The following is a 12,921-nucleotide window of genomic DNA, read 5'->3' on the forward strand; positions in this document are numbered from 1 at the left end:
CATTGATAGCCAAGCTTTCTGATGCGATTAAAACATTTGGGAAAGCCCCAGCGTAAATGCCGGTCTGTGATAGCATTCAACACCGAAATAATCACCGAATCATCCAGTAACTTAGGTTGATAATAGTAAGCACAACGGCTTAAGCCAACAATGGCACAACTCATAGCAATAGTAACTGAATGATTTTGTTGTAGTTGCTGTGCCCACGTTTTACGTGCTTTTGTGGGCACTAAAGCTTTTTTATGATTTCTTCCTGAAGCTGGGATTTTAAGCTCAGTTCGGCAAACATCTGTTTAAGCTTACGGTTTTCAGCCTCAAGCTCCTTTAAACGTTTAATATCAGAGGTTTCCATACCACCGTATTTATCACGCCATTTATAGAAAGTTGAATTTGCCATGCCATATTTACGGCACAGTTCTTTAACGGGAATACCCGCTTCAGCTTCTTTTAAAATAGCGACGATTTGATGTTCAGTCATTTTTTTCATAATTAAATCCCCTTTACTTTTATCATAGAGAATTTTCTACTTTTTTGCTGTACTATTTTAGGGGATAGTTACAAATTCACAATACACCCGATATACCCGTTTATGATTCCATTGATAGCCGAGCTTTCTGATACGATTAAAAAATTTAGGAAAGCCCCAGCGTAAATGCCGGTCTGTGATAGCATTCAACACCGAAATAATCACCGAATCATCCAGTAACTTAGGTTGATAATAGTAAGCACAACGGCTTAAGCCAACAATGGCACAACTCATAGCAATAGTAACTGAATGATTTTGTTGTAGTTGCTGTGCCCACGTTTTACGTGCCCCAGTTGGCACTAAAGCTTTTTTATGATTTCTTCCTGAAGCTGGGATTTTAAGCTCAGTTCGGCAAACATCTGCTTAAGCTTACGATTTTCAGCCTCAAGCTCCTTTAAGCGTTTGATATCCGACGTTTCCATACCGCCATATTTTCCCCGCCATTTATAAAAAGTTGAATTACCATGCCATCTTTACGACAGAGCTCCTTGACGGAATACCCGCTTCAGCTTCTTTTAAAATAGCGACGATTTGATGTTCAGTCATTTTTTTCATAATTGAATCCTCTTTTACTTTTATCATAGAGAATTTTCTACTTTTTTGCTGTACTATTTTAGGGGGTAGCTACATGCTACATATAGAAGAAATACAGCTCAGAAGTGCGAATAATAAGCTCTGAAGTTATATTAAACATGGCGCTTTTGGAGGCAAATAGTTTAGGAGATAAATATATGACTGAATGGACAGGTGTTATGTATGGGTTTTATACTAATAAGACGATAGATGATGTGTTTTCTTCATTGATCAAAAAAATAGCATCTATTAATTATAAATATAAACGAGATAGTTTTCGAGATGAAGAGTTTCTATTTTTCTATAAAAATGATGAAATGCAAGATTCTCATCTTGAGAATGGCTATAATTTGGATATTAATGGTGAAGGTTGCTTTGGAATCGAGGCAAAAAATACAACGTTGAATGGGATCGCTACACTATTTGAATTCGATAATGATTCGGATTTTGAGCCTTATGATATAAATTTGCATTTTGATAATGTATTTTATTATGTACTTGTATTACCTGAACTAATTGAAAATTCAGTTTTTTGCCAGAATATACATAATTTATTTATTAATATTCTTCATGAGAAAAAATAGAATAAATACCTATCTAGCTACAGGTTTTACCTTGTTAATCTCGATTGGGCTGTTAGATGGATTTAATCTGTATCAGTATGCGTCTAATGGATTGACTTTAGTCGATCCGTGGAGGTTACATGCTAGCTCAACTTTTCCTTCTACTATAATAGTTAAAGATAGTGATATTATCATTGAGTACTATTATCATGGTAGGGGGCACCCTCTAGCACATGCTCACGTAAAAGGTGAAGGTGGAATGATAAGGGTTAGAGCTAATCAGAAACCAGTAAAAAGCTAACCTGAGTTAAATAAACAACGGCGCAGTGTTGTTGATCGAAATATATCAAAATTGGAAAGGGTTTAAATACAATTAAACGTTGGCTTAAATATAAAAATCATCGTAGTAGGGTATGAGGGAAAAAATAATGCAATCGTTTATATGGATTTTTCATGGAAATGAAGCTCAGTTTTGCTCAGGTGTTTATGAGGAGTTAAAACAGGCAGAAGACTTTATAAAAAGATATTGTTTAAGTGGGATTTTAACAAAGATGCCTCTAAATAAAAGTGTATATGAATGGACTATTGAAAAAGGTTTTTTTGAACCTAAAAAGCATTATCAACATAGTGGCAAGTTTATTCAAAATTTTACTAGTGCTTATTTGGTTCATTACCATTATCAAAATGGCGAGAGGATGGAATAAAAATGCTAATGACTTTGGGCTTTGTGTATTCAATATCTTCTCGATTAAGTAAAAACTCATACAGCTTATTGAACTCACGCCAAAGAAAACGACATAAGTTTAAAAGCCCTGCCTCCTTTTATTCTAAGGCGTTAAGACCAATTGCACTTCATGGTGTAATCTAGGTGGGCTTAGTTGTAGGCAGTTGATCCGCATAATGCGGTATTTTATTTTATTGAATTTGTCAACTAAACTAAAAATCATATTAATGAATTAGTAATTAATACAGTTAAATAATTAATATAATTTAAATTCCCATTATGATCCTACGCCATTTAAAGTTAGCTATCATCATAATCGATTAATCAAAAAGTTCGATTTTAATTTTTCTAGAATTGCTTCGTCCCAAATCATCCATCACTAATATTTTGAATGTGCCACTTTGTGTTGGGATCCAGTTAATTGCATTTCTTGGATCTGTTTGCCCAATAAAATTATTATTAACAAACCAGTAAAGTGTTTTTACATTGCCATCACTGGTAGCAGTAAAACTGATTTGTTCATTTTTTTGTTTTGTTGATCTAAATTGATAAACCACATTTTTAAGTGGTGAAGTTATTTTGGGTGGTTCACCTAAATAGTTTTGCGATGAACGGCAATGCTTGGTTGATGGTGGTGTTTTTTTAGGAATGCCTGCGCTTGCAAAAATAGCAGCTAAATCTGAAGGCCAGTATTCAAAAACGGCTAAGTGAGACGTTGTTAAGTCATAAGGCGGGCAAACTGCTTTACCTGTTTGGTTATCGATCATAACGGGTCTAAAAATAGTATCGGGGTTAATTGGTGACACACCCGGAATAAACCACGTTTTACCTTTTGCCTTGCACCATTGAGTAAAAAGATTACCACTGGTTAGGCAAATATCAATACGCTTTAAATTAGGCGGTAATGGGCGATTCGGTTTATGCAAGTTAGGATAATAAGCATTTATACTATCAACAATATTAAAAAAAAGTGGCGTAGCAGCATCTACACCTACAAAAGCATTATTGCCACTACCATCAAAATTACCAAGCCAAACGACCATAGCGTAATGGCCAAAAGTTCCTGCTGTCCAAGCATCACGAAATCCCCATGATGTACCCGTCTTCCATGCAACAGGAATTATTTTATTTTGCATTTTACTAAGAACATCTTGTGGGCGAGTATTTTGTTTCAGCATATCAATTGTCATAAATGCCGCTTGAGGGCTTAACAATTGTTGCGGTTCGGGTAACGTATGTTGTGGCTTGGGTAATATCGTTGGTTCCGTAAATTTTAATGGTTGCCAACGCCCTTCATTAGCTAACATGGCATACAGTCCAACTAATTCTTGCGCACTAATTTCACCGCCGCCGAGAACTAGAGATAAACCATAATGTGATTCATCAGCAAGTTTTTGAATGTGGGCATTAACTAAGAATTGATAAAAAGAGGGATTATGTAATTTAGAAGCAACCGTTACTGCAGGTATATTACGGCTATGAATTAATGCATCGGTTGCTGAGATAGGACCACGAAAGTTACGATCAAAATTTTCAGGAGTATATGCCCCAAAATCGGTGGCAACATCCTTTAGAATAGTACGAGGATGCAAAACGCCTTGATCAATGCCTAGCGCATAAATAAACGGTTTAAGTGTAGAGCCAGGTGAGCGTTTGGCAAGCGTGCCGTTAACTTGACCTTGAATAGAATTACCAAAGTAATTTGCCGATCCTAACAGCGCCTTAACCTGCATGGTTTGTGTATCAACCAAAATCACCGATGCATTATTAATGTTTTTTAAACGGCTTCGTTCAATAAACAAATTAACTTGCCGACTAATGATTTTTTGCAAATTACTATCTAACGTCGTTTTAACTTCTTGAGCATCGCTATGGTGTTGTTGAATTATCTGATTAACAAAATGAGGCGCACCAAAAGGCATTTGTTCAGGTTGACGTAAAACTAATTTTTGCAAAAAAAGAGCGGCAATATTGCTATCTACATCATATTTTTCTTGCCAGCGTTCAAATAATTGATTTCTGGCTTTTACTAATGCTTTACCTGCAAATCCCGTTTTACGATCAATACGGTATGTTGGAGATTGAGGTAGAACCACTAGCGTTAATGCTTCAGGTAAATTCACTTGCAATGGCGGCTTATTAAAATAGATTAACGATGCTGCACCAATACTCTCAATATTGCGCCCGAAAGGCGCATAATTTAAATAAGCCTCTAAAATATCATGCTTAGAATACATCAACTCTAATTGTATCGCTCGGGCAATTTGATGCAATTTACCGCCAATATTTTTAGTATTTAACTGCCAACGCATTCGTGCTAACTGCATGGTAATGGTTGATGCACCTTGACGGTTACCCCCACCCAAATAGGTTGCGCCAAAAGCTCTAGCTAAACTAAATGGATTAATACCGATATGATAATAAAACCACTGATCTTCGTGTAATAGTAATCCATTAATAATATCGGGTGAAACATCCTCTAAAGGTGTCCATAAACGATACCGATCATCCTTGGCTAATGTCATTCGAATGAGTTGGTTATTGTCATCATAATAGCGTTTTGAAAAAGTTAGTGGTTCACAAAGAGGTGGATGTGGATACAAACGAATCACAAGGATAGCAATAAATAATAGCAACAAAGCCATTAGCTTATTTTGATGACGAACAATAAATCCAATCATATTTAGTTATAAAAATTAAAATGTAATATATTTAAGCAAAAATGCCACTTATGCATTAGCATAGGTGGCGACTTAACTACATTTTATCAACCGTCTTAATACCCAACATGTCAAGACCAGTTTTAAGTGTTTTCGCTGTTAAAGAGGCTAATTTTAAACGGCTTTGTTTTAAACTTTCGCTTTCGGCTGCTAAAATAGGGCAGTTTTCATAAAAGCTTGAAAACAGCGTTGCAATTTCATAAAGATAAGCACAAAGCACATGAGGTGTTCCTTCACTAGCTACAATTGAAATAGTTTCATCAAACTGAATTAAACGCATTGCTAAAGCTCGTTCTTTGTCTGTGTCTAAACTAATTTTGCCTGTTAAACTGTCTTCGTTAATATTTTCTTTTTTAAATATGGACAGTACTCGAGTGTAAGCATATTGCAAATAAGGTGCGGTATTACCTTCAAATGACAACATATTATCCCAATCAAACACATAATCGGTAGTACGATTTTTTGAAAGATCGGCATATTTAACAGCACCAATAGCGACAGCATCAACTATTTGGGCAAGCTCACTGTCAGATAATTCAGGATTTTTGCTACGAATTAACGTTGTTGCACGTTCACACGCTTCATCTAACAAATCATTTAATTTAACGGTATCACCAGAGCGAGTTTTAAATGGCTTGCCATCTTTACCCAACATCATACCAAACATATGGTGTTCTAGTTTTAATGATTCAGGCACATACTTCGCTTTATGAACAATTGTCCAAACTTGCTCTAAATGTTGATGTTGGCGGGAATCAGTATAATAAAGTACACGATCGGCATGTAATGTTTCGTAACGGTATTTAGCGCAAGCAATATCGGTCGTTGCATAAAGGTAGCCACCATCACGTTTTTGGATAATAACACCCATTGGTTCGCCTTCTTTGTTTTTATACTCATCAAGAAAAACAACAATCGCCCCTTCACTTTCAACCGCAAGTCCTTTCTGTTTTAAATCGGCAACGATATTAGGTAGCATGCTGTTATAGATGCTTTCACCCATGGTGTCTTCAAGCGATAAGGTAACATTTAAACGTTGATAAGTGGCAATATTTTGCGTCATGGTAATATCAACTAGCTTGCGCCACATATCACGACAATATTCATCGCCACCTTGTAATTTCACTACATAATTACGCGCTTTTTCGGCAAATACTTCGTCTTCGTCATAATGTTTTTTAGCTGCGCGATAGAAAGATTCTAAATCTGATAGCGCCATGTCATTAGCATGCTCATTTTGCATTTTTTCAAGATAAGCAATTAACATACCAAACTGAGTGCCCCAGTCTCCAACATGGTTAGCACGGATAACGTGATGACCTAAAAAAGATAAAACACGAACACTGGCATCGCCAATAATTGTTGAGCGCAAATGTCCAACATGCATCTCTTTTGCCACATTAGGCGCAGAATAATCAACCACAATGGTTTGAGGTTTTGCAGGTAAAGTAATGTTAAGTTTATCACTGCTTAAAGCAACTTCATTTTGCTCAGCAATCCAACTATTTTTTAAAAAGATATTGATAAACCCAGGACCTGCAATCTCAACTTTTTCAGCAATATCATCAACATCAAGATGTTGTAAAACTGTCTGAGCAAGTTCCCGAGGTGGCATGCCTAGCTTTTTGGCAATTGACATAACGCCATTAGCTTGATAATCGCCAAATTGCACTTTAGTTGATTGCTTAATTAGCGCATCGCAGTTCTTATCTGCACCCGCCATAATCATTGCTTGCGAAACACGTTGTGTTAATAATTGTTGAATATTCACACTAAACCTAACTAATTATAATAAAATGACCAATATAATACCGACAAAGTCGATAATTGTCACTGATTGCATAAGTGGCTCGATGGTTTTTGCTTAAAGAAAAAGTGAAAAATTTAAGTAAAATCGATATTCTACTTTATGATTTATTATAAATAACCCTATTTGATTATTTGTCAGTATATTTAGGGTGTTAAAAAACTCCAGTAAAATCAATGGCTTTTCTGAATAATTTTTAAACGAAAAAATAAATTTATTTTATGGATTATGTGTTTGGAGAGCATTGGTGATTATCAATAACCCTTTTTACTAGCAAAGCTTAAAGAATCGAAATAAAGCCACTTCATACCAACAAAAACCACTAAAAAATGGAACAAAATGAAGTTATTTTATTAATTTAAGCAAATAGTGACTTATCTAATTAACTTTCATTATCTTTTTATTTAAAATTTTCTATTCAATCTCATTCTCCAATATTTAACGAGTTAGATTAAAAAATAGACACTATTCAATATCTGCAAGTTTATGACTTTGTATATTCAATAACCATTTATTATCTAATCGATTTTCGTTAATTTTTCCCAGTAGTTTTATGGTATCAAATATATTGAATGCACCATCTTTTTCACAAGGTGAAAGATAATAGCGTTTTGCCTGTATCTGAGTTTCGATATATTGGCAAAAAGCAATAAAATCACGGTGGTTTTCGGTAACAATTCGCACTTCATTGGCTGTTGGTTGGACTATTTTTTGATAGTGCGACTGGTAGCAAAATTTCGGGCTGAGGGCAATATAATCAATAAGCGCATCGACTTTGCCAAGACCGTTACTTTCAATAGCAATAAAATAACCAGCATTTTTTAATGACAAAAGTAGCTGTGGTAACGCTTTAACCCTAGTGGGTTCACCCCCTGTAATAATAATGTTTTTACTTTTGTATTCGTTTACTTTTGCTATTAATGCCTCTAAGGTAAATCGAGTAAATTGGCGAAAGTTAGTATCACACCAAGCACAATTTAAATTACAGCCTGCAAAGCGGATAAAAATAGCAGGCATTCCCGTATTATAACCTTCGCCTTGTAAAGATTCGAAGATTTCAACTATGCGAAATTCGATCATTTTGGGCTCCGATAATATTCACAATATGAAGTCGGTGTTTCCCATAATTTGATCATCGAAACAGGCAAATATCTAGATAAGCAATCAAAAATAAATTTACTCATCCCTTCGGCAGTTGTTCGGCACGGTAAGGCAAAGACTTTGCGATCCATTTCTTGCAATAATGTAGCAATACGGCACTCATTTCTATTATTTTGATTATAAAGGTAAGCGTGATCAAAAGGATCGACAATATACTTTTTAACAATCATTTTTAGATCGGCATAATCCATTACCATATCTTGACTTGAACCATTATCGATAAGATCACCGCTAATTTCGACTAATAAGCGGTAAGTATGACCATGCAGGTTATGACACTTTTTATTGTGCCCATCTAGCATATGACAAGCATCAAATTGAAACTCTTTGGCTATTTTGAACATGTTGTATTCCTAGTTTTTTTACGTGGGATGGGTTACGAACCACGGTTAGCACGCCTAACAAAATAAAGGCGTTAATATAATGGATAAAAGTTGATTTGTCATCTTTCAATACTTGTTGAAAGTGTATTTATGTATTGCAAACAATTTGATTTTGATGCTAATTAAGTTTTTAAATACTCGCTAATTTACTGTACAAATTTTATAAAAAATATTTTAAATTTGCTCTTGAAATTTAGGTTGCGACACTCATTTAGATATCATGCAAATGGGTTGAATGTATACACGTTTAACTCAAATCTATTGCTCAGGAGATAAATACGATGAGGTTAGATAAATTAACAAACAAGTTTCAACAAGCTTTAGCTGATGCGCAGTCAATGGCATTAGGTAAAGACAATCAATATATAGAGCCTGTGCATGTCCTATCAGCCATGCTTAATCAAGAAGGCAGCAGTGTAGCGCCATTGTTAGCTTCAGCGGGTGCAAATGTAGCTATTTTACAACAAGAATTAACTCAGGCGATTGATCGATTACCGCAAGTTCAGGGTGTGGGCGGGGAGGTTATTCCATCACAAGAGTTTATCCGTACACTTAATTTGTGCGATAAATTATCGCAAAAAAATGGTGATAGTTATATATCATCAGAGCTCTTTATCTTAGCTGCTTTAGAAGATAAAGGGAGCCTAAGTGATATTCTTAAAAAATCAGGTGTCAATAAAGACAAGTTTAGCCAAGCCGTCAATCAAGTAAGAGGTAGCGATAACGTGAATGATCCTAATGCAGAAGATCAACGTGGTGCGTTGAAAAAATATACCATTGATTTAACGCAACGGGCAGAACAAGGCAAACTTGATCCTGTTATTGGACGTGATGAAGAAATTCGTCGAACTATTCAGGTATTACAACGTCGTACTAAAAATAATCCCGTATTAATTGGTGAGCCAGGTGTAGGTAAAACCGCTATTGTTGAAGGATTAGCACAACGTATCGTTAACCGTGAAGTACCTGAAGGATTGCGTAATAAACGCGTTTTATCATTAGATATGGGGGCCTTGATTGCAGGTGCAAAATATCGTGGCGAATTTGAAGAACGTTTAAAGGCCGTACTTAAAGATTTAGCGAAAGAAGAAGGCCGTATTATATTATTTATTGACGAAATCCATACCATGGTTGGTGCAGGGAAAAGCGATGGTGCAATGGATGCTGGTAATATGTTAAAACCAGCATTGGCTCGAGGGGAATTACATTGCGTTGGTGCAACAACGTTAGACGAATATCGCCAATATATTGAAAAAGATCCTGCGTTAGAGCGTCGTTTTCAAAAAGTGTATGTTGCCGAGCCAACTGTTGAAGATACGATTGCTATTTTGCGAGGATTAAAAGAACGTTACGAATTGCATCATCATGTGCAAATTACCGATCCAGCCATTGTCGCTGCGGCAACGTTATCGCATCGTTATATTTCTGATCGCATGTTACCTGACAAAGCGATTGATTTAATTGATGAAGCGGCATCAAGTATTCGTATGCAAATGGATTCAAAACCAGAATCTTTAGATCGACTTGAAAGGCGTATTATTCAACTCAAACTTGAGCAACAAGCGCTTAAAAAAGAGTCTGACGATGCTAGTAAAAAACGTCTTGAGATGCTAAATGATGAACTTGCTGAAAAAGAAAAAGAATATGCATCACTTGAAGAAGAATGGAAGTCAGAAAAAGCGGCTGTTTCGGGTACGCAAAGCATTAAAGCTGAACTTGAAAAAGCGCGTACTGAAATAGAGCAAGCACGCCGCGCTGGTGATCTGAATAAAATGTCTGAATTACAATACGGTAAAATTCCAGAACTCGAAAAGAAACTTGCTTCAGCAACACAGTTAGAAGGCAAAACAATGAAGTTATTGCGCAACAAAGTGACTGATAACGAAATTGCTGAAGTGTTGTCTAAAGCGACTGGTATTCCGGTTTCTAGAATGCTTGAGAGCGAAAAAGACAAATTATTACATATGGAAGATGCCTTACATAAACGTGTCATCGGTCAAAATGAAGCGGTTGTTGCCGTAGCTAATGCGATTCGTCGTAGTCGTGCTGGGCTTTCTGATCCTAATAAACCAATTGGATCATTCCTATTTTTGGGACCAACAGGGGTCGGTAAAACCGAACTTTGCAAATCACTGGCTAACTTTATGTTTGACAGCGAAGATGCCATGGTACGTATTGATATGTCAGAGTTTATGGAAAAACACTCAGTTGCTCGCTTGATTGGCGCACCTCCTGGCTATGTCGGTTATGAAGAAGGGGGTTATTTAACCGAAGCAGTAAGGCGTCGTCCATACTCAGTGATATTACTTGATGAAGTTGAAAAAGCGCACCCAGATGTCTTTAATATCTTACTGCAAGTATTAGATGATGGGCGTTTAACGGATGGTCAAGGTCGCACGGTTGATTTTCGTAATACCGTCATAATTATGACATCAAACTTAGGATCTGACTTAATTCAAGGTCAAGTTGATCTAAGTTATGACGAAATGAAAGCCCTAGTGATGACAGTTGTAACTAAACATTTTAGACCAGAATTTATTAATCGTATTGACGAAACAGTGGTATTCCACCCATTAGGTCAAGAAAACATCAAAGCGATTGCAAAAATTCAGTTGGCGCATGTTGAAAAACGCTTAGATGAACGTGGTTACCAAATGGATATTACTGATGCAGCGCTTGAACATCTTGCTAAAGTGGGCTTCGATCCAATTTATGGTGCAAGACCGTTAAAACGCGCAATTCAACAAGAAATTGAAAATCCATTAGCGCAACAAATACTGTCAGGCAAATTAGTCCCAGGTAAAACCATTCATTTGGATTTAGTTGGTGATAATATCGAAGCTAAACAGTAAGCAAACATAAATTTACAAACCGACCTATTAGGGTCGGTTTTTTTATATTAGAATGGCGTTATCGTTTAGCAAAAAATCTTGAATTTTTTGTATAAAGAATAATAGCGTCACCCTATAATTTATGACGTTTTACATTATCAGACAAGTTAACGGTGCTTGTTGAATTACGTAGCGAGTGGCGTTTTTTATCTGTAACCGATTGATCAATTACCGCTAATCCCTTGTTATTCACTTGATTAATAAAACCTTGTTTCTTAAATTTAATTTATCAATAGCATGTATGCCTATAGCCGCCCCTAGTTTATTAGCAATGCTTGAGTAAATGAAATATTCAATTAATTTTTTGTATATTAAATAACTAAAATATACATGTTTGATGATAGTGCATAGTAAAAAGGCAAAGTAAACTTTTTATACTTAAAAAATATGTTTAGAGGTTTAAGAATAATATTATTGTTTAGTAGTAAGTTATTTTTATATCTAAAAATAAGATATATTAATAAATTTAAGCATAAATAATTTCTGGCAGCCGAATATCCCACGGCTTGTTATCAATATGCTGTACTTTTTGGCAAGCAAAAGCAAGCCCAATAGGTAAAATTTGTTGAGCTTGATAATTTGCTAGTAATCGGTCGTAAAATCCGCCACCCATCCCCATACGATAACCTCGTTGATCAAAAGCCACGAGTGGTGTAAATACGACATCAAGTTGATGGTAAGGCAGTATCTTTGATTGATTTAATTCAGGCTCTAATATACCAAATTTATTTTTAATAAGTGAAGTTTGTTTAGTATATTGCAAAAAAAGCAAATCTGTAGGTATCAAAGGATTGATAATGGGTAAGTAAACAGATTTATTTTGTTCCCATAAATATTCAATAATGGGCTTAGTTTCAACTTCGCCATCAAATGATAAAAATATAGCAATATTGTTTGCTGTTTTTATCGCTTGATGATGGGCGATTTTTTGGTATATAGCTTGTTGCGCAATGTCGCGTTCAGTAGGGGGTAATTGCCGTCTTTTTTGACGGATAATTTGCCTAATATTCATCGGTTTTTACAGTAGCTGAAAGGTCGAAGAAGCACTCCAAGATGCCGTTAGGGTCGTAACCCTTGAACCCAAGGTTCAAGGTGAACATCGTGTTTTAATTTTTAGGTTTCCTTACAAGTAAGGCATACACACCAACTAAAAGTCACTTCGTTCTAAAGATAAGAATATCGGCTCAGGGGACTAACCCATATCGCGAGCATCTCAGAGATAGATATCATAATACAAAATTTGACGGATCATACAAGACTATTTGTATTAAATTTACAATTAACTACATTAATTGTTGGTATTTAGGGCAGAATCAAGTAATTGTTGTAACATTTTTAGTCGATCGCTAAATTCATTACTTTTTTCTTTTTCTTTTGTAAGTTCATAAGAAATATTCAGTGCTGCCGTCATAATAAGTTGATCACTGGTAATCTGTGGCGATTTTTCTCGTAAATTTGTTAAACGCGTATCGAGATCTTTTGCAGCACTATTAAGTGCGTTAACTTCATCAATCGGGCAATTAAATTTTAATGTTCGTCCAAAAATTTGAATAGTGACAGCTTGAGTTTCCAT

Annotated in this window: 12 protein-coding genes, 1 other RNA gene, 2 pseudogenes and 1 riboswitch; of the genes and pseudogenes, 4 read left to right on the top strand and 11 right to left on the bottom strand. The window is 35.7% G+C overall.

Annotated elements, in window-relative coordinates:
• The 4 genes and pseudogenes from A9G40_RS03445 to A9G40_RS14150 all read right to left on the bottom strand — a co-directional run.
• A pseudogene (locus A9G40_RS03445) lies at window positions 1–230 on the bottom strand (IS3 family transposase); the annotation flags it as partial.
• Window positions 230–487, bottom strand: a complete 258-nt coding sequence (locus tag A9G40_RS03450; RefSeq protein ID WP_065581549.1) for a transposase — start codon at window positions 485–487, stop codon at window positions 230–232. The gene A9G40_RS03450 and the pseudogene A9G40_RS03445, both read right to left, overlap by 1 nt.
• A 57-nt stretch (window positions 488–544) precedes the next feature.
• Window positions 545–826, bottom strand: coding sequence for a hypothetical protein (locus A9G40_RS03455; protein WP_065581911.1), 282 nt, complete (start codon window positions 824–826; stop codon window positions 545–547).
• A pseudogene (locus tag A9G40_RS14150) lies at window positions 826–972 on the bottom strand (transposase); the annotation flags it as partial. The gene A9G40_RS03455 and the pseudogene A9G40_RS14150, both read right to left, overlap by 1 nt.
• A 285-nt stretch (window positions 973–1,257) precedes the next feature.
• Here A9G40_RS14150 and A9G40_RS03465 point away from each other — a divergent pair.
• The 3 genes from A9G40_RS03465 (at window position 1,258) to A9G40_RS03475 (ending at window position 2,366) form a co-directional block, all read left to right on the top strand.
• On the top strand, window positions 1,258–1,683 hold the full coding sequence (locus A9G40_RS03465; protein ID WP_065581912.1) for a hypothetical protein: 426 nt from the start codon (window positions 1,258–1,260) through the stop codon (window positions 1,681–1,683).
• Window positions 1,684–1,714: 31 nt separating this feature from the next.
• Window positions 1,715–1,963: a hypothetical protein gene (locus A9G40_RS03470; protein ID WP_141675182.1), complete on the top strand. Its 249-nt coding sequence runs from the start codon at window positions 1,715–1,717 to the stop codon at window positions 1,961–1,963.
• A gap of 127 nt (window positions 1,964–2,090) precedes the next feature.
• Window positions 2,091–2,366 carry a DUF7710 domain-containing protein gene (locus tag A9G40_RS03475; RefSeq protein WP_065581914.1) on the top strand — a complete coding sequence of 92 codons (276 nt, stop codon included), beginning with the start codon at window positions 2,091–2,093 and terminating at the stop codon, window positions 2,364–2,366.
• Between the two features lie 340 nt (window positions 2,367–2,706).
• On the opposite strand, the gene pbpC is transcribed toward A9G40_RS03475, so the two are convergent.
• The 4 genes from pbpC to queD form a co-directional block, all read right to left on the bottom strand.
• Window positions 2,707–5,067, bottom strand: coding sequence for a penicillin-binding protein 1C (gene pbpC, locus A9G40_RS03480; RefSeq protein ID WP_065581915.1), 2,361 nt, complete (start codon window positions 5,065–5,067; stop codon window positions 2,707–2,709).
• A gap of 76 nt (window positions 5,068–5,143) precedes the next feature.
• Window positions 5,144–6,877, bottom strand: a complete 1,734-nt coding sequence (gene argS, locus A9G40_RS03485; protein ID WP_065581916.1) for an arginine--tRNA ligase — start codon at window positions 6,875–6,877, stop codon at window positions 5,144–5,146.
• A gap of 501 nt (window positions 6,878–7,378) precedes the next feature.
• The gene (locus A9G40_RS03490) at window positions 7,379–7,993 is read right to left on the bottom strand and encodes a 7-carboxy-7-deazaguanine synthase QueE (RefSeq protein WP_065581917.1); all 615 of its coding nucleotides are present in this window, start codon (window positions 7,991–7,993) and stop codon (window positions 7,379–7,381) included.
• On the bottom strand, window positions 7,990–8,418 hold the full coding sequence (gene queD, locus A9G40_RS03495) for a 6-carboxytetrahydropterin synthase QueD (protein WP_065581918.1): 429 nt from the start codon (window positions 8,416–8,418) through the stop codon (window positions 7,990–7,992). The genes A9G40_RS03490 and queD overlap by 4 nt, the downstream gene beginning before the upstream one ends.
• A 3-nt stretch (window positions 8,419–8,421) precedes the next feature.
• Window positions 8,422–8,467, bottom strand: a riboswitch (PreQ1 riboswitch).
• Between the two features lie 271 nt (window positions 8,468–8,738).
• Here queD and clpB point away from each other — a divergent pair.
• On the top strand, window positions 8,739–11,309 hold the full coding sequence (gene clpB / locus A9G40_RS03500; protein ID WP_065581919.1) for an ATP-dependent chaperone ClpB: 2,571 nt from the start codon (window positions 8,739–8,741) through the stop codon (window positions 11,307–11,309).
• Window positions 11,310–11,814: 505 nt separating this feature from the next.
• Here clpB and A9G40_RS03505 read toward each other — a convergent pair.
• The 3 genes from A9G40_RS03505 to zapA form a co-directional block, all read right to left on the bottom strand.
• Window positions 11,815–12,360: a 5-formyltetrahydrofolate cyclo-ligase gene (locus A9G40_RS03505; protein WP_065581920.1), complete on the bottom strand. Its 546-nt coding sequence runs from the start codon at window positions 12,358–12,360 to the stop codon at window positions 11,815–11,817.
• A gap of 29 nt (window positions 12,361–12,389) precedes the next feature.
• Window positions 12,390–12,571, bottom strand: a non-coding RNA gene (gene ssrS / locus A9G40_RS03510) — 6S RNA.
• A gap of 65 nt (window positions 12,572–12,636) precedes the next feature.
• The gene (zapA, locus tag A9G40_RS03515) at window positions 12,637–12,921 is read right to left on the bottom strand and encodes a cell division protein ZapA (protein WP_065566746.1); all 285 of its coding nucleotides are present in this window, start codon (window positions 12,919–12,921) and stop codon (window positions 12,637–12,639) included.

This window comes from Gilliamella sp. Nev3-1 (genome assembly GCF_001690435.1).
Classification (GTDB): Bacteria; Pseudomonadota; Gammaproteobacteria; order Enterobacterales; family Orbaceae; genus Gilliamella; species Gilliamella apicola_C.

Coding starts and splice junctions, on each gene's coding strand:
- A9G40_RS03450 (WP_065581549.1), bottom strand. CDS start 487: ATGAAAAAAATGACTGAACATCAAATCGTCGCTATTTTAAAAGAAGCT.
- A9G40_RS03465 (WP_065581912.1), top strand. CDS start 1,258: ATGACTGAATGGACAGGTGTTATGTATGGGTTTTATACTAATAAGACG.
- A9G40_RS03475 (WP_065581914.1), top strand. CDS start 2,091: ATGCAATCGTTTATATGGATTTTTCATGGAAATGAAGCTCAGTTTTGC.
- pbpC (WP_065581915.1), bottom strand. CDS start 5,067: ATGATTGGATTTATTGTTCGTCATCAAAATAAGCTAATGGCTTTGTTG.
- A9G40_RS03490 (WP_065581917.1), bottom strand. CDS start 7,993: ATGATCGAATTTCGCATAGTTGAAATCTTCGAATCTTTACAAGGCGAA.
- queD (WP_065581918.1), bottom strand. CDS start 8,418: ATGTTCAAAATAGCCAAAGAGTTTCAATTTGATGCTTGTCATATGCTA.
- clpB (WP_065581919.1), top strand. CDS start 8,739: ATGAGGTTAGATAAATTAACAAACAAGTTTCAACAAGCTTTAGCTGAT.
- A9G40_RS03505 (WP_065581920.1), bottom strand. CDS start 12,360: ATGAATATTAGGCAAATTATCCGTCAAAAAAGACGGCAATTACCCCCT.
- zapA (WP_065566746.1), bottom strand. CDS start 12,921: ATGGAAACTCAAGCTGTCACTATTCAAATTTTTGGACGAACATTAAAA.